Source organism: Klebsiella sp. C239 (genome assembly GCF_048822715.1).
GTDB classification, from domain to species: Bacteria; Pseudomonadota; Gammaproteobacteria; order Enterobacterales; family Enterobacteriaceae; genus Klebsiella; species Klebsiella quasipneumoniae.
The window spans coordinates 32,630-47,940 of the sequence record NZ_JBMEZK010000001.1; the positions used below are offsets into that span (position 1 = coordinate 32,630).

Below are 15,311 nucleotides of genomic sequence, written 5' to 3' on the forward strand. Positions count from 1 at the left end.
CCGCGCTCCTCAGTTAGCATCGACCAGAGCTAATGATTGAGACCACACCCTTGAAGCGACTCTCTCTTTTTCCCCGTTCGCTGCGTCAACTGGTGACGCTCTCCTTTGTGCTGATCCTGCTGCCGTTGCTGGTGCTGGCCTGGCAGGCCTGGCAGAGCCTCAATGCCCTCAGCGCCCAGGCGGCGCATATCAACCGCACTACGCTGGTCGATGCCCGCCGCAGCGAGGCGATGATCAATGCCGCGCTGGAGATGGAGCGCAGCTATCGCCAGTACTGCGTGCTGGACGATCCGACGCTGGCGCGCGTCTATCAAAACCAGCGGCAGCGCTACAGCCAGATGCTGGACGCGCACGCCGGCGTGCTGCCGGACGAGAAGCTCTGGCAGGCGCTGCGCCAGGATGTCAGCGATCTGGCGCAGCTGCAGTGTAACAACAGCGGCCCCGACGCCCAGGCAGCCGCCAGACTGGAAGTGTTCGCCAGTAATAACAGCGACATGGTCCAGGCGACCCGGGCGGTGGTCTATTCCCGCGGCCAGCAGCTGCAGCAGGAGATTGCCGAGCGCGGCCAGTTTTTCGGCTGGCAGGCGCTGGTGCTGTTTCTGCTGAGCCTGGCGCTGGTGCTGCTTTTTACCCGCATGATCATCGGCCCGGTGAAAGGCATCGAAAGAATGATCAACCAGCTGGGGGCTGGGAAGTCGCTGGACGACGCGGCATTGTTTACCGGCCCGCGCGAGCTGCGCTCGGTGGGCAAGCGCATTATCTGGCTCAGCGAGCGCCTGGCATGGCTGGAGTCGCAGCGGCATCAGTTTCTTCGCCATCTGTCGCATGAGCTGAAAACCCCGCTGGCCAGTATGCGTGAAGGCACCGAGCTGTTGGCCGACCGTGTCGCCGGGCCGCTGACGCCGGAGCAGCAGGAGATCGTCGAGATCCTCGACAGCAGCAGCCGCAACCTGCAAAAGCTGATTGAACAGCTGCTGGACTACAACCGCAAACAGGCCGACGGCCCGGTAGCCCGGGAAGAAGTGGACCTGGTGGAGCTGGTGGAAAACGTCGTGGCGGCGCACAGTTTGCCCGCGCGGGCTAAACTGATGCATACCGAGCTGGCGCTGCGGGCGCGGCATTGTCTGGCAGAGCCTGCGCTATTGATAAGCGTAATGGATAATCTCTACTCCAATGCGGTGCACTATGGCGCTGAATCCGGTAACATTCGTATCCATAGCTACCGGCACGGAGAGCAGGTGCGTATTGATGTCGCCAACAGCGGCGAACCGATCCCGGCCGCGGAAAAGAATATGATTTTTGAGCCTTTTTACCAGGGGAGTCACCAGCGTAAAGGGGCCGTGAAAGGCAGTGGGCTGGGGTTAAGCATCGCCCGCGACTGCGTCCGTCAGATGCAAGGGGAGCTCAGTCTGGTTGACGCCCCCGCCGGGCAGGTCTGTTTTCGCATTACGCTTCCCTCAGCGCCGGAATAATCCAACTAATGAATCGATATCGGGGAACTATGTCCCAATTCCTGGCCTGGCGCCGTTCCCTTAGCGGATGGCTGCTCTCAGGCATTGCTTGTCTGACGCTGGCGGGGTGTTCCGCCGGCTTCTCGCCGCATAGTGCGGAAGGTGCCGCCGCCCCCGGGCAGGCGCAGCATCAGGTGGCCGATTTTGTCGCGGTGGACTGCGCCGATATCTGGGCGCACAGCAGCGATGCCAGCGACAAAAACCCCCTCTACTGGCTGCGGGGCATTGACTGCGCCGATCGTCTCGCGCCGGCGCAGGCGCGAGCGGAGGCGAAACGCCATACCGACGACAGCTGGCAGGACGCGTTCCGCCGCGGCATTCTGCTTGCCGATGCCAAAATTACCCCTGACGAGCGCCGCGAGCTGGTGGCGCGTCTCGACACCTTCAGCCCGCAAATCGCCGTTCAGGTCCGCCCGCTGTATCAGCTCTGGCGCGACGGGCAGACCCGTCAGCTGCAGCTGGTGGAGGAGCGAGCCCGCTACGCGAAGCTTCAGCAGTCCAGCGATAGCGAGCTGGAGACGTTGCGCCAGCAGGAGCAGTCGCTGCGCGAACAGCTGGAGCTGACCACCCGTAAGCTGGAGAATCTGACCGATATTGAACGCCAGCTCTCCAGCCGCAAGCCGGGCGGCAATTTCGGCAGCGAAAAAGTGCCGGAGGTGATCCATGACGATCCGTAAACCGGCGCGTTTGCTGCTGGTGGATGACGATCCGGGGCTGCTGAAGCTGCTGGGCATGCGCCTGATCAGCGAAGGCTATAGCGTGGTCACCGCCGAGAGCGGCCCGGAAGCGCTGCGCGTGCTGGGGCGTGAGAAGGTGGATCTGGTGATTAGCGATCTGCGGATGGATGAAATGGACGGTCTGCAGCTGTTCAGTGAGATCCAGAAGGGGCAGCCCGGCATGCCGGTGATCATTCTCACCGCCCATGGCTCGATCCCCGACGCGGTGGCGGCCACCCAGCAGGGCGTCTTCAGCTTCCTGACTAAGCCGGTTGATAAAGACGCCTTGTATCAAGCCATTGATGAGGCGCTGGAGCAGCGCTCGCCAGCCACCGACGAAGCCTGGCGTCAGGCCATTGTCACCCGCAGCCCGCTGATGCTGCGCCTGCTCGAGCAGGCCGGGATGGTGGCGCAGTCCGACGTTAGCGTGCTGATTAACGGCCAGAGCGGGACCGGGAAGGAGATAGTCGCCCAGGCGATTCACAACGCCAGCCCGCGTCATGACAAGCCGTTCGTGGCGATTAACTGCGGCGCGCTGCCGGAACAGCTGCTCGAGTCCGAACTGTTCGGCCATGCGCGGGGCGCCTTTACCGGCGCGGTCAGCAACCGCGAAGGGTTATTCCAGGCCGCCGAAGGCGGTACGCTGTTTCTCGATGAGATTGGCGATATGCCGGTCGCCCTGCAGGTGAAGCTGCTGCGCGTCCTGCAGGAGCGTAAGGTACGCCCGCTCGGCAGCAACCGCGATATCGAGATCAACGTGCGGATCATCTCCGCCACCCACCGCGACCTGCCGAAGGCGATGGCTCGCGGCGAGTTTCGCGAAGATCTGTTCTATCGCCTCAATGTGGTTAACCTGAAGATCCCGCCGCTCTCCGAACGCACGGAAGATATTCCGCTGTTGGCCAACCATCTGCTGCGTCAGTCCGCCGATCGCCATAAGCCGTTCGTGCGGGCGTTTTCCAGCGATGCGATGAAGCGGCTGATGGCCGCCAACTGGCCGGGCAATGTGCGCCAGCTGGTGAACGTGATAGAGCAGTGCGTGGCCCTGACCTCGTCGCCGGTGATCGGCGATGCGCTGGTGGAGCAGGCGCTGGAGGGCGAGAACACCGCCCTGCCGACCTTCGTGGAGGCGCGCAATCAGTTTGAGCTGAACTACCTGCGCAAGCTGCTGCAGATTACCAGGGGCAACGTCACCCATGCCGCGCGGATGGCTGGACGCAACCGCACTGAATTCTATAAGCTGCTGTCGCGCCATGAGCTCGACGCCAACGACTTTAAAGAGTAGCTCCGCAACATAGCGCAAGTTATGATACGGTAAGCAACCGGTTACGCGACTAAGACAGGAACACCATGAAAAAGATTGATGCGATTATTAAACCTTTCAAACTGGATGACGTGCGTGAAGCGCTGGCCGAAGTCGGCATCACCGGGATGACGGTAACGGAAGTGAAAGGCTTTGGCCGCCAGAAAGGGCACACCGAACTCTACCGCGGCGCGGAGTATATGGTGGATTTTCTGCCGAAAGTGAAAATTGAAATCGTGGTGACCGACGATATCGTCGATACCTGTGTGGATACCATCATCCGTACCGCGCAGACCGGCAAAATCGGTGACGGTAAAATCTTTGTCTTTGATGTCGCGCGCGTGATTCGTATCCGTACCGGCGAAGAAGACGACGCGGCGATTTAACGCTCGCCGCTCGCTGCAGTATTGCCGGGTGGCGCTGCGCTTACCCGGCCTACAAATCCCCGCGTCGTCGGGGCTTACAGCACCTTATGCGGCCCGAAGCATTCGTAATGAATGTTGCCGCTGCTCACGCCCAGATCTACCAACTGCTTCGCGGCAAACTGCATAAACGCCACCGGGCCGCAGAGATAGAACTGCATTTGCGGGTCGCCGATCTTGCCGGCCAGGGCCGTTAAATCCATCAAACCTTCGCTATCAAACGCGCCGGATTCACGGTCCGCTTCGCTCGGGCTGCGGTACCAGACGTGAGATGTAAACTTCGGCAGGGTTTCACCCAGCGTTTTAACTTCGTCCGCGAAGGCGTGCACGTCGCCGTTCTCTGCCGCATGGAACCAGTTCACCTGACCCTGATGGCGGCTCTTCGCCAGCGCATCCAGCATCGCCAGCATCGGCGTTTGCCCGACGCCGCCGGAGAGCAGAGTGACCGGCGTCTGCGGCTCAACGTTAAGGAAGAAGTCCCCGGCCGGCGCCGCGAGATAGACCACATCGCCTTCGTTGGCATGGTTATGCAGCCAGCTGGAAACCTGGCCGCCTTCTTCGCGTTTAACCGCGATGCGGTAGCCCTTGCCGTCCGCTTTGCGGGTCAGGGAGTACTGGCGAATTTCCTGATATTCGAAATCTTCCGGCTTCAGCCAGATGGCCAGATACTGGCCAGGCTGGTAATCGGCGACCGGCTGGCCGTCGACCGGCTCGAGCTCAAAGCTGGTGATAAGCTGGCTGCGCGGGGTTTTCTTCACGATGCGGAACGCGCGGGTCCCTTCCCAGCCGCCGGTTTTACTGGCGTTTTGCTGATAGATCTCGGCTTCGCGGCCGATAAAGACGTTCGCCAGCACGCCGTAAGCTTTCCCCCAGGCATCAAGGACTTCCTGACCCGGGCTGAACATTTCATCGAGGGTCGCCAGCAGATGGCTGCCCACGATGTTGTACTGCTCCGGTTTGATCTGGAAACTGGTGTGTTTCTGGGCGATTTTTTCCACCGCCGGCAGCAGGGCGGGCAGGTTATCGATATTGCTGGCGTAGGCGGCAATGGCGTTGAACAACGCTTCTCGCTGGTCGCCGTTGCGCTGGTTGCTCATATTGAAGATCTCTTTGAGCTCCGGGTTATGCGCAAACATACGATCGTAGAAATGGGCGGTTAATTTTGGTCCAGTCTCTACCAGCAGGGGGATGGTGGCTTTGACCGTAGCGATGGTTTGAGCGTCGAGCATAGCGTGCTTCCTTGTGTGTTACCTTAATGATGTATTTTAAATGCATCTTAAGGAAATAACCCTGCGTTGTAAATGGTTCTTTAACACTTTCCGCCGTTGCAGTTACAACATGAAGAATTTGCATCACAATCCTGAAAAGAAATCCGTTGATACTGAGAGAGGCGTTATTGCTCAAAGCCTTGTGTCATGCGGAGCCAAACGTTTGCGTAAAATCCTTTGTCAAGACCTGTTATCACAGAATGATTCGGTTATACTGTGGGCCGTTGTCCAATCGGACCGCCTTTTTAGGCCGAAATTTTATTGTTAGCTGAGTCAGGAGATGCGGATGTTAAAGCGTGAAATGAACATTGCCGATTATGATGCCGAACTGTGGCAGGCTATGGAGCAGGAAAAAGTACGTCAGGAAGAGCACATCGAACTGATCGCCTCCGAAAACTACACCAGTCCGCGCGTGATGCAGGCGCAGGGCTCTCAGCTGACCAACAAATATGCTGAAGGATATCCGGGCAAGCGTTACTACGGCGGCTGCGAATATGTCGACGTGGTTGAGCAGCTGGCTATCGACCGCGCGAAAGAGCTGTTCGGCGCTGACTATGCTAACGTCCAGCCGCACTCCGGCTCCCAGGCTAACTTTGCCGTCTACACCGCGCTGCTGCAGCCGGGCGATACCGTGCTGGGGATGAACCTGGCGCAGGGCGGCCACCTGACTCACGGCTCCCCGGTTAACTTCTCCGGCAAACTGTACAACATCATCCCTTACGGTATTGATGAGTCCGGCAAAATTGACTATGACGACATGGCGAAGCAGGCTCAGGAACATAAACCGAAGATGATCATCGGTGGTTTCTCCGCTTACTCCGGTATCGTTGACTGGGCAAAAATGCGTGAAATCGCTGACAGCATCGGCGCATACCTGTTTGTCGATATGGCGCACGTGGCAGGCCTGATTGCCGCTGGCGTGTATCCGAACCCGGTTCCGCATGCTCACGTCGTGACCACCACCACCCACAAAACCCTGGCGGGTCCGCGCGGCGGCCTGATCCTGGCGAAAGGCGGTAGTGAAGAGCTGTACAAGAAACTGAACTCTGCGGTATTCCCAAGCGCGCAGGGCGGCCCGCTGATGCACGTTATCGCGGCGAAAGCGGTGGCGCTGAAAGAAGCGATGGAGCCAGAGTTTAAAGTTTACCAGCAGCAGGTTGCGAAAAACGCCAAAGCAATGGTGGAAGTGTTCCTGAACCGCGGCTACAAAGTGGTGTCTGGCGGTACTGAGAACCATCTGTTCCTGCTGGACCTGGTGGATAAAAACCTGACCGGTAAAGAAGCTGACGCTGCCCTGGGGCGCGCCAACATCACCGTCAACAAAAACAGCGTGCCGAACGATCCGAAGAGCCCGTTCGTAACCTCCGGTATCCGTATCGGTTCTCCGGCGGTGACTCGCCGCGGCTTTAAAGAAGCGGAAGTCAAAGAGCTGGCTGGCTGGATGTGTGACGTGCTGGACAATATCAATGACGACGCGGTCATTGAGCGCGTGAAAGGCAAAGTCCTGGATATCTGCGCCCGCTTCCCGGTTTATGCGTAAGCGATAGCGTTGACATCAAAAAGGCCGCGTTTGCGGCCTTTTTTGCGTCTGGGGATTAGCGGCGGTCGAGCGAAATCGCTCCGGGGCCGGTTACCGCCAGCAGCAGGAAAGCGCCGGCGATGCTGACGTTTTTCCAGAAGTTAATCATGTTCGGCAATACCGCATCGCCAGTCATATCCCAGTAGTGATGGCCAATCACCGCGGTGCCCAGGGTGTAGAAGATAAAGATGACCGCCAGCGGGCGGGTGAAAAAGCCCAGCACAATTAAAATGGCGGCAGGCACTTCCATAATGACGGCGATAATCGCCGCCAGGGTCGGCATCGGCGCGCCGGAGGCGGCCATGTACTGCACCGTACCGTCAAAGCCCAGCAGTTTGGGATAGCCAAAAAGAATAAACAGAACTACCACGGCGATGCGGGCGATAAGCAGTAGCAGAGAGCGGGACGCGCCAAAATCAAAATAGCGGAGTGTGTTCATAATCAGCTCGTTATGAGAGAAGTGTCCTTTAAACGTAATACACGTTTTTGCTTCCCGCCACGTTAGTTCTGGCAACATCCCCGGTCCGCAGAACAACGAAATTACCGCGTTTTTAACGGGACGCTTTCATCGCATAGCGTTTCGGCGTTCAACGCTTGACCACTCTGGATGAGCTTGCGCAGCGTGCGGATCTCGCGACCGTGATTGAGGGTGACCGCGCCGGTTAACACGCCGTCACGCAGCTGGAACCAGATCGCTTTGCGATCGGCGGGCGCTCCCCGACACCACCACTTTTCGCCCTGCATATCGCCAATAAACTGCAGGTTATCTTCGTACTGATCGGTCCAGAACCAGCCTGGCGCCCTGGCGGGGCGTGGTTTGCCAAGCATGGCCGCAGCGGCAATCTGCGCCTGGATATTGGCATTTTCCCAGCTCTCGACGCGCGACAGCGAACCATCTGATTGCCGCGTCAGCGTGACGTCGCCGGCGGCAAAAATAGCCGGGTCCGAGGTCCTGCCGTCGGCATCCACGACGATGCCATTGTCGGTCTCCAGCCCGGCGCGGCGCGCGAGAGCATCGTTAGCCACGATGCCAATGCCATATACGACCGTCCCGGCGCGCAGGGTTTCGCCACTCTGTAAAGTGAGGGTGAGGTGGGTTCCCTGTTCCGCCTGTTCGATGGCGCGGTTCAACAGCACCCGTACCCCGGCCTGGCGATGGCGGGCCAGCAGGTAATCGCGGACCGGCGGCGGGGCGTTGCGACCCATCACCGTCGACGCCTGCTCCACCACCGTGACGCGACAGCCGCGCTGAATAGCGCTGGCGGCCAACTCTAGGCCGATGGTGCCTGCGCCGACGATAACCACCTCGCTCCCTGGCTGCAGCGCCGCGCGCAGACGCGCAGCATCGCCGGCGTGTCGCAGGGTCAGGCAACGTTCCCCCAGCGCGTCGAGCAGCGGCAGCGGCCTGGCGGCGGCTCCGGTCGCCAGCAGCAGTTGTCGCCAATGAAAGACGCGATTGTCTGCCAGCGTCAGGCTCTGCGCCTGACGATCGATATCGCGCAGCGTCACACCGAGATGCAGCTGGACGTTGTTGTCCTGCCACCAGCTGGCGGGGAGCACCGGCTGTCGCTGCGGATCTGCATCCAGCAGCATCGCTTTCGACAGCGGCGGGCGCTCATACGGTAAATGGGGTTCATCAGAAAACAGGTGCAGGGGACCCTGGTAACCCTGCTGGCGGAGGGCCGCGGCGGCCATCGCCCCGGCCTGTCCACCGCCGATAATGGCAATCATCGGTTCGCTCATCATCACTCCTTAAAGGTTTAGTCCGGCGGCGACATGGCGGATCCCGCGGATCCCCAGCCCGCCATCGGCATTGATCATCACCCCGCTCAGCGTCCGATTATTACGTCGGGAAGCCAGCATGACGTACGGGCCGGTGAAATCGACCGGTTCGGGGAAAAACTGCAGTGGCAGGATGGCGGCGATCTTCTCCGCCGTCAGGGAGTGCATTATCGTGGTGTCGCTTTGCCCCAGCGCCTGCGGGCCGCGCAGATCGGTCGCCATCCCGCAGGGACCAACGCCGTTGACCCGCACCTTTGGCGCCAGCTCGTAGGCCAGCTGGCGAATTAAGCCGGTCGCCGCATGTTTGGTGGCGGTGTAGAGCGGGCCGCCGCCGCCCGGATACCAGGCCGCGTTGGAGAGGGTCAGAATAATGCTGCCTTCGCTGGCGATTAATGCCGGGGCGCAGGCCTTAGCGCCGAGCAGATAGCCCAGCACGTTGACGTTGAACAGTTCATGGAAGCCATTCTCCAGCGCCTCCGCCGGGGTGTCCATCAGGGAGGCGTTATGATCCCAGATGCCGGCGTTGCCGATAAAACAGTCCAGACGGCCATAGGTGGTGAGGATCTGATCCACTGCGCGCTGATAATCACCGTAGCGGGTTACGCTGCCTTCCACCGCCAGCACCCGATCGCCAAAGCGCTGGCGCAGGCTGGCGACTTTCGCGCCGGACAGTTCGAGGGTCGCGACCTTCGCCCCCTCGTCAATAAAGCGCTCAATCAGCGCCAGACCCAGGCCGGAACCGCCGCCGGTAATCAACACCACGTTATCGCGTAAATCGCTCATCAGGCCTCCTCAGGAATATCAATAAACACCTCACCGCCTTCCACGTGCACGGTATAGGTGGTCAGCGGCTCGGTGGCGGGCAGACACAGCGCTTTGCCGGTTTTCAGGCAGAAACTGGCGGCGTGTAGTGGACATTCCACCGTCGCGTCGTCTTCCAGGTAGCCTTCGGACATCGACGCGTTGCCATGGCTGCAGCGATCGTTAACGGCATAAAACGCTCCGCCAATATGGAACAGGGCAATAACGGGAGAGGTCTCCAGGCGGAGGGCTTCCCCCTCCGGCAGCTCCACGGTGGAGCAGGCGAATATTCGATTCATCAGAAGAGTACGCTCAGGTTGTGGGACGCGATCACTGCCTGATCGAGCACGATCTCTCGAGCCGTCAGGCGCCACTCGCCGCCAGGCAGACGGCGGACGGTGTCCCTCCGCGTGCCGACGTAGCAGGTCTCGTCACGCTCCTTTTGCGCGCGATATAGCAGATAGTTAAGGCGCACGGCGAAGCGATCCGGTTGTCCGGTTTCGCTGATCTGCAGGTTGTTAATCAGATGGCGGGTGCGGGATGGCGGCTCCTCTGCCCATGCCATGCCGGTCTCCAGGCGAGCAATCCGGCGCTCAAGCTGGTCTTTGTTGTCATTAAAGATCCAGGTGGTCGGCGGCTGGACCCCTTTGCGACGGTCGCGGGTCTGGGCGTTGACGGTCGTGCGCATGGTGTAGCGGATCTCGTCGTCCAGCTGCGTCAGCCAGTCGCGAAACTGCCAGTCGTCCAGCAGACGCGCCTCTTCGTAGAGGAACTGGCTGATGCGGTAGTGCAGTTCAGCAGAGACTAAGGCGCTCATTTCATCACCTCCTGCTGGTAAGCGGCGGTTTTTTCCTGCACTTCCTGCCACGTTTCGCTGCTTAACAGATCGGCCCAGCGCTGGTACATACCGCGGGCGGCAGTTTCGGAAAAGATATAGTTGGTTATCCCCGGAATGCCGTCTGTGCGGCGTTTTTCCTCGCCTAATCCCATCTCCAGGCACAGGCTGGTGTGACGCGCCCGGTGTCCTTTCAGCAGTTTTTGAATTTCACACCAGTTTTCCGAGTCATCCTGCTCGAGGAAACCAGCCGGACCAAAGGCGCGCGTGGCGCTGTTTTCGAACGCCGCTTTGACCTCATCGGAGGCGGCTTTATCGGTGAGACAGAATGCCCAGACCTCGACCCGATCCGGTCCTCGCGGGTGCCAGACGCGCAGCGTGGCGGTACCGTTTAGCCACGAGAGGGTCGGGAAGATGTTATTGTGACCTGCGAGGCGCAGGGCGCGGACGGTGCCCAGCCGCTGCTCGGCTTCGGCAAAGGTATCGCGGTAATAGCGGGAGACCTCGCCGTCGACCCAGACGTTAGCGTCCGGCTGTTCGGTGAAGAAAAAGCCGCTGCCGTGCCCCTCCTGACCAAACTGCAGCGCGTCTTTGGCAGTCTCCCACACCGGGCGGGCGGTCTGTCCTTCGCCCAGGCGCTTTTCACTGCCATCATCTTTCGCGCCCAGCACCTGCACCGCCGAGGCGTGGCTGAACAGCGCGTGATACTGGTCGCTGGCGAACTGCTCGGCGGGGAATTTCCAGTTGCAGTCGATGGTCCACTTCTGTACGCCGCCAACGATCTCGGTCCCGCCTTCACGACGGTCGAGGACGCCGTCAAGATACCAGGCCATATCGCCCAGATAGTCACGCAGCGTGGGGGCTGTAGGATCCCAGTTGGCGAAAATAAGGCCTTTGTAACTTTCCACACACGGGACTTCATTAAGCCCCCAGTGGGACTTGCACAGCCCCTGCGGGTAGGCGCGCGGCTCGAGCGGGACGTCGATCAGCTCGCCGTCGATGCCATAAGACCAGCCGTGATAGGGGCAGGTGAAGGCCCGGGTATTGCCGCAGTCGGCGTAGCTCACGCGCATCGCGCGGTGACGACATTGATTTAAAAAAGCTTTAATGCTGCCGTCCTTTTGGCGGACCACCACCACGGCATCTTCACCCATGTACGTGTTAAAGAAATCCCCTGCCCGCGGGATCTGGCTTTCATGGGCCAGAAACAGCCAGCAGCGGCCAAAGATCCGCTCCAGCTCAAGCTGATAGATCTCAGGGTCGGTATAGATCCGTGGGGTGACGCGACCGTTTTGCGGGTCGACCAGTTGGTAGACATCGGTTTTCATTTTGATGGTCATTTTTTTCATCCTGTGGGGTAAGAGGTATTGACCTTCTCTTTTTTGTGTCATCCTTATGTTGCTTGTGGGTTATCAATGTGTGAAATAGTTAATTTCTACCAGCTGAGATGTTTTATCGATAACAAGGAGGGGTTGATGGAATTGAGGCACCTGCGCTATTTCGTCGCGGTGGCGCAGGAACTAAACTTCACCCGCGCGGCAGAAAAACTGCATACCTCGCAGCCTTCGCTGAGCAGTCAAATTCGCGATCTGGAACAGTGCGTCGGCGTGTCGTTGCTTGAGCGCGACAAACGCAAGGTGACGCTGACGGCGGCGGGGGAGTGTTTTCTGCAGGATGCGAAGGCGATACTCGACCAGGCAGAGAGTGCCAAAATGCGCGCGCGAAAAATCGTCCAGCACGATAACCACCTGGCGATTGGTTTTGTGCCGTCGGCCGAAGTCAATTTGCTGCCCGGCGTTCTGCCCTTGTTTCGCCGCAAACAACCGAATACCCGGGTTGAGCTGGTCAGTCTTATCACCACCGAGCAGGAAGATAAAATTCGCAGCGGTGAACTGGATATCGGACTGATGCGCCACCCGATCTACAGTCCGGAAATTGACTATCTTGAGTTGCTCCATGAACCGCTGGTGGTGGTGCTGCCGGTAGATCATCCGCTGGCGAAAGCAGAGAAGGTGAGCGCCAGCCAGCTGGACGGCGTTGATTTTGTCAGCACTGACCCGGCGTACTCTGGGGCGCTGGCGCCGATCGTCCAGGCGTGGTTCGAACAGCAAAAAAGCCAGCCGCGTATTGTCCAGGTGGCGACCAATATTCTGGTGACCATGAATCTGGTGGGGATGGGGCTCGGGGTGACTTTGATACCCGGTTATATGAATCATTTTAATACTGGCCGGGTGGTTTTTCGTCCTATCGCCGGCAATGCCCCGACCATTGCGCTGCTGATGGCATGGAAAAAAGGCACCATCAAGCCGGCGCTGGCCGATTTTATCGCCACGGCCAGAGAGCATGCGGCTGCGGGATAATCTCCTGCCTGTAGCGGACCGCTGACGGGCGGCGGCGCCTGAACGTCGGTCGTGAGCTGTGATGAACTTCACGATTTTAACGCAAACTTTCAGGGTTATGTCTGTCAGACTGTCTGGTCTGTCATCCTACGCCATGGCTACCTCCAATGCCTCGGGCACTGCGTTTCAGCCGCGGTATCCGCCGGAATGCCATTTTTTCCGCCAGGGGCGTCGCCCGGAGAACGAGGCACCAGGGTGAATAAACCGCCTTTTTCCGCTTTCTGCCTGACTTGCGTCCGCCGGGGTTTATCGCCAGACTGTCGCCTCCATTCGGGAGGGAATCATGGTCTTGCACTCCACGCGCTGGCTGGCGCTCAGTTACTTCACCTACTTTTTTAGCTACGGTATTTTTCTGCCCTTCTGGAGCGTCTGGCTGGCCGGTAACGGACTGACCCCGGAAACCATCGGCATCTTGCTCGGCGCCGGTCTGGTAGCCCGTTTTCTCGGCAGCCTGCTGATCGCCCCGCGGGTGAGCGACCCCTCCCGGCTGATCGCCGCGCTGCGCGTGCTGGCGCTGTTAACCTTGCTCTTCGCGCTGGCCTTCTGGGCCGGCAGCCACGTCGCATGGCTGCTGGCGATCATTGTGGGCTTCAACCTGTTCTTTTCGCCGCTGGTGCCGCTGACGGATGCCCTGGCCAATACCTGGCAAAAGCAAATCACCATGGACTATGGCCGGGTGCGGCTATGGGGCTCCATCGCCTTTGTGATTGGTTCGGCGCTGACCGGCAAGCTGGTGAGCCTGTTTGATTACCGGGCGATCCTGCTGATGCTCAGCCTGGGCGTCGCCTCGATGCTGCTCGGCATGCTGCTGAAACCGTCGGTGATGCCCGAGGGGGCGTCGCGCCAGCAGCAGGGGGCCGGGCTGACGGCCTGGCTGACGCTGGTGCGCCAGAGCTGGCGCTTTCTCGCCTGCGTTTGCCTGCTGCAGGGGGCGCACGCCGCCTACTACGGCTTTAGCGCCATTTACTGGCAGCAGGCAGGCTATTCGGCCTCGGCGGTGGGCTATTTGTGGTCGCTAGGCGTGGTGGCGGAAGTGGTGATCTTCGCGCTGAGTAAAAAGGTGTTCCGCCGCTTCAGCGCGCGGGATCTGCTGCTGCTCTCTGCCCTGTGCGGGCTGGTCCGCTGGACGCTGATGGGCTGGACCACGGCGCTGCCGGGGCTTATCCTCGCGCAGATCCTTCACTGCGGTACCTTTACGGTGTGTCATCTGGCGGCGATGCGCTATATCGCCGCCCGCCAGGGCAGCGAAGTGATCCGCCTGCAGGCCGTCTACTCCGCGGTGGCGATGGGCGGCAGTATTGCCATCATGACCGTCTTCGCCGGCTTCCTCTACCAGCACCTGCACCAGGGCGTGTTCTGGGTGATGGCGCTGCTGACCATCCCGGCGCTGGCTATCCGGCCAAAAACGGTGGCGGCCTAGTCTTCGAGCATCGCGCAGATATGCTGCTGCTGGCGTTCAGTGAAGCAGTTCTCCGCGTGGATCAGCGGCGGTGAAAACAGCGGCAGCGCCGTCGCATAGGGGGTGACGATAAGCGTCACCCCTTTGGGCGCCCCCTCTTTCTGAAAGCGCTCTACGCTCTGGTATTTAATGTTCAGCGGCAGCAGCGTCAGTTCGCGCAACTGCTGCTCCAGGGCCGCCTCCATATCCGGATTATCATCGGTCAGCAGCAGAACCTGCTTCTCATGCAGGTCGCTTTTCTGCATCAGCCAGGCGCCAAAGATCACTGCGATTAAGCCGGTCTCTTCCTCATTAAAACGGACATGCCAGGCCTCCTCGAATTCGCTCAATGCCGCCTGGGTGGTGCGCAGTAAGCGAGGATAGAGCCGGCTCACTTCCTCTGTGAGCGTGTTATCGATGCCGATAGCAAACACGCTGCGGATCAACGCCTGCGACAAGTGAATATAAAGCTGATCGCTCAGCCCCTGCTCGTCACTGAACGACCTGCCGGCGAGCATCTGGAAGCGGTGGATCAGGCCGGAAATAGCCAGCCGCAGGCGTCGATCCTGCGGGTGACCATCGCGAAGCGGATCGGGGGTTTTGAGCATCATAAACAGCAGCGAGAGGAAAAAAGGCTCTCCGACATGCGGCGTCGCGCCGACCCGACGCTGCCAGTGGCGGACAATCTCCTGCGCCAGGGTGAACTCGGCGGCGGTCTGCGCCCAGCGTTGCTGTTCATCATTGAAGTCGGGTGAATATCCCCGGTGATGCTCAAGCAGACAGTACTGCAGGTACAGGCGCAGAAACTGAACGTCCCGGCAGTCGAACTGGCGATTGAGCGCTCGCGCGCAGCGGTTCACCAGCGCCTGCAGGTTAGTATCGTCGTACAGGGTACGGGCGATGCCTTCCTGTTTAAGCTGCGTTTTCAGCGCCGGGGTAAAATGATGGTTAACGAATTGCGGGCACAGGCGCAGGCCCCGCCGCAGCGCATGCAGCAGGCATAAACGTTGGTCGAGCGCGGCGCCTTCAATCCGATAGCTGCCGTCCACCTGTGACCGAAGGGTCAGGCGGTGGTAACGCTGAATTTCGCGTCCGGTCTCCTCAATATCCTGCCGGGCCGTGGTCTCATCAACGAGGTTGATTCTGCCAAGCCGTTCAGTCGTTACCGACTGTCCGGGCAGATAAAACATCAGGAGCACCTGGCTACGGCGCTGTGGACTGGAAAGCGCAGATGGTGGTTCAATGACGGTCATCATC

At 59.9% G+C, this 15,311-nt stretch carries 15 protein-coding genes; 7 read left to right on the forward strand and 8 right to left on the reverse strand.

What is annotated here, in order from left to right; genetic code table 11:
- The first annotated feature begins 50 nt into the window (after positions 1 to 50).
- The 4 genes from ACOI6Z_RS00160 (at position 51) to glnB (ending at position 3,916) form a co-directional block, all read left to right on the forward strand.
- Positions 51 to 1,472 (forward strand): sensor histidine kinase, encoded by a 1,422-nt coding sequence (locus tag ACOI6Z_RS00160; protein WP_086075121.1) that lies wholly within the window; start codon positions 51 to 53, stop codon positions 1,470 to 1,472.
- Between the two features lie 29 nt (positions 1,473 to 1,501).
- Positions 1,502 to 2,188 (forward strand): two-component system QseEF-associated lipoprotein QseG, encoded by a 687-nt coding sequence (gene qseG, locus ACOI6Z_RS00165; RefSeq protein ID WP_049013880.1) that lies wholly within the window; start codon positions 1,502 to 1,504, stop codon positions 2,186 to 2,188.
- A complete protein-coding gene (gene glrR / locus ACOI6Z_RS00170; protein WP_050533268.1) occupies positions 2,175 to 3,512 on the forward strand; it encodes a two-component system response regulator GlrR in 1,338 nt (445 codons plus the stop codon). The genes qseG and glrR overlap by 14 nt, the downstream gene beginning before the upstream one ends.
- Before the next feature lie 65 nt (positions 3,513 to 3,577).
- On the forward strand, positions 3,578 to 3,916 hold the full coding sequence (gene glnB / locus ACOI6Z_RS00175) for a nitrogen regulatory protein P-II (RefSeq protein ID WP_002914032.1): 339 nt from the start codon (positions 3,578 to 3,580) through the stop codon (positions 3,914 to 3,916).
- 74 nt (positions 3,917 to 3,990) lie between these two features.
- Here glnB and hmpA read toward each other — a convergent pair whose 3' ends face one another.
- Positions 3,991 to 5,181: an NO-inducible flavohemoprotein gene (hmpA, locus tag ACOI6Z_RS00180; RefSeq protein WP_101996843.1), complete on the reverse strand. Its 1,191-nt coding sequence runs from the start codon at positions 5,179 to 5,181 to the stop codon at positions 3,991 to 3,993.
- Between the two features lie 325 nt (positions 5,182 to 5,506).
- Here hmpA and glyA point away from each other — a divergent pair, with 325 nt between their 5' ends.
- Complete coding sequence (gene glyA, locus ACOI6Z_RS00185; protein ID WP_002914027.1) at positions 5,507 to 6,760, forward strand: serine hydroxymethyltransferase; 1,254 nt, start codon at positions 5,507 to 5,509, stop codon at positions 6,758 to 6,760.
- Between the two features lie 55 nt (positions 6,761 to 6,815).
- On the opposite strand, the gene ACOI6Z_RS00190 is transcribed toward glyA, so the two are convergent.
- The 6 genes from ACOI6Z_RS00190 to hcaE all read right to left on the reverse strand — a co-directional run bounded on the left by ACOI6Z_RS00190 (position 6,816) and on the right by hcaE (position 11,557).
- Positions 6,816 to 7,238: a DoxX family protein gene (locus tag ACOI6Z_RS00190; protein WP_023290656.1), complete on the reverse strand. Its 423-nt coding sequence runs from the start codon at positions 7,236 to 7,238 to the stop codon at positions 6,816 to 6,818.
- 101 nt (positions 7,239 to 7,339) lie between these two features.
- The gene (hcaD, locus tag ACOI6Z_RS00195; RefSeq protein ID WP_332077114.1) at positions 7,340 to 8,542 is read right to left on the reverse strand and encodes a phenylpropionate dioxygenase ferredoxin reductase subunit; all 1,203 of its coding nucleotides are present in this window, start codon (positions 8,540 to 8,542) and stop codon (positions 7,340 to 7,342) included.
- Between the two features lie 9 nt (positions 8,543 to 8,551).
- A complete protein-coding gene (hcaB, locus tag ACOI6Z_RS00200; RefSeq protein ID WP_332077116.1) occupies positions 8,552 to 9,364 on the reverse strand; it encodes a 3-phenylpropionate-dihydrodiol/cinnamic acid-dihydrodiol dehydrogenase in 813 nt (270 codons plus the stop codon).
- The gene (gene hcaC / locus ACOI6Z_RS00205) at positions 9,364 to 9,681 is read right to left on the reverse strand and encodes a 3-phenylpropionate/cinnamic acid dioxygenase ferredoxin subunit (RefSeq protein ID WP_044524356.1); all 318 of its coding nucleotides are present in this window, start codon (positions 9,679 to 9,681) and stop codon (positions 9,364 to 9,366) included. Before hcaC ends, hcaB begins: the two co-directional genes overlap by 1 nt.
- Positions 9,681 to 10,199: a 3-phenylpropionate/cinnamic acid dioxygenase subunit beta gene (hcaF, locus tag ACOI6Z_RS00210; RefSeq protein ID WP_023290652.1), complete on the reverse strand. Its 519-nt coding sequence runs from the start codon at positions 10,197 to 10,199 to the stop codon at positions 9,681 to 9,683. Before hcaF ends, hcaC begins: the two co-directional genes overlap by 1 nt.
- Positions 10,196 to 11,557, reverse strand: coding sequence for a 3-phenylpropionate/cinnamic acid dioxygenase subunit alpha (gene hcaE / locus ACOI6Z_RS00215; RefSeq protein ID WP_048336305.1), 1,362 nt, complete (start codon positions 11,555 to 11,557; stop codon positions 10,196 to 10,198). Before hcaE ends, hcaF begins: the two co-directional genes overlap by 4 nt.
- 135 nt (positions 11,558 to 11,692) lie before the next feature.
- On the opposite strand from hcaE, the gene hcaR reads away from it, so the two are divergent.
- Together hcaR and ACOI6Z_RS00225 are read left to right on the forward strand one after the other, a co-directional pair.
- Complete coding sequence (gene hcaR, locus ACOI6Z_RS00220) at positions 11,693 to 12,577, forward strand: DNA-binding transcriptional regulator HcaR (protein WP_044524353.1); 885 nt, start codon at positions 11,693 to 11,695, stop codon at positions 12,575 to 12,577.
- A 322-nt stretch (positions 12,578 to 12,899) separates the two neighbouring features.
- A complete protein-coding gene (locus ACOI6Z_RS00225) occupies positions 12,900 to 14,036 on the forward strand; it encodes a 3-phenylpropionate MFS transporter (protein ID WP_180265398.1) in 1,137 nt (378 codons plus the stop codon).
- Here ACOI6Z_RS00225 and csiE read toward each other — a convergent pair.
- Entirely contained in the window at positions 14,033 to 15,310 is a 1,278-nt protein-coding gene (gene csiE / locus ACOI6Z_RS00230) for a stationary phase inducible protein CsiE (RefSeq protein WP_023290648.1), read from the reverse strand. The genes ACOI6Z_RS00225 and csiE overlap by 4 nt on opposite strands.
- Position 15,311 lies beyond the last annotated feature (1 nt).

Excerpts from the sequence above, each read along its gene's own strand:
- qseG (WP_049013880.1), top strand. The coding sequence starts at position 1,502 with ATGTCCCAATTCCTGGCCTGGCGCCGTTCCCTTAGCGGATGGCTGCTC.
- glrR (WP_050533268.1), top strand. The coding sequence starts at position 2,175 with ATGACGATCCGTAAACCGGCGCGTTTGCTGCTGGTGGATGACGATCCG.
- glnB (WP_002914032.1), top strand. The coding sequence starts at position 3,578 with ATGAAAAAGATTGATGCGATTATTAAACCTTTCAAACTGGATGACGTG.
- hmpA (WP_101996843.1), bottom strand. The coding sequence starts at position 5,181 with ATGCTCGACGCTCAAACCATCGCTACGGTCAAAGCCACCATCCCCCTG.
- glyA (WP_002914027.1), top strand. The coding sequence starts at position 5,507 with ATGTTAAAGCGTGAAATGAACATTGCCGATTATGATGCCGAACTGTGG.
- ACOI6Z_RS00190 (WP_023290656.1), bottom strand. The coding sequence starts at position 7,238 with ATGAACACACTCCGCTATTTTGATTTTGGCGCGTCCCGCTCTCTGCTA.
- hcaD (WP_332077114.1), bottom strand. The coding sequence starts at position 8,542 with ATGAGCGAACCGATGATTGCCATTATCGGCGGTGGACAGGCCGGGGCG.
- hcaB (WP_332077116.1), bottom strand. The coding sequence starts at position 9,364 with ATGAGCGATTTACGCGATAACGTGGTGTTGATTACCGGCGGCGGTTCC.
- hcaC (WP_044524356.1), bottom strand. The coding sequence starts at position 9,681 with ATGAATCGAATATTCGCCTGCTCCACCGTGGAGCTGCCGGAGGGGGAA.
- hcaF (WP_023290652.1), bottom strand. The coding sequence starts at position 10,199 with ATGAGCGCCTTAGTCTCTGCTGAACTGCACTACCGCATCAGCCAGTTC.
- hcaE (WP_048336305.1), bottom strand. The coding sequence starts at position 11,557 with ATGACCATCAAAATGAAAACCGATGTCTACCAACTGGTCGACCCGCAA.
- hcaR (WP_044524353.1), top strand. The coding sequence starts at position 11,693 with ATGGAATTGAGGCACCTGCGCTATTTCGTCGCGGTGGCGCAGGAACTA.
- ACOI6Z_RS00225 (WP_180265398.1), top strand. The coding sequence starts at position 12,900 with ATGGTCTTGCACTCCACGCGCTGGCTGGCGCTCAGTTACTTCACCTAC.
- csiE (WP_023290648.1), bottom strand. The coding sequence starts at position 15,310 with ATGATGACCGTCATTGAACCACCATCTGCGCTTTCCAGTCCACAGCGC.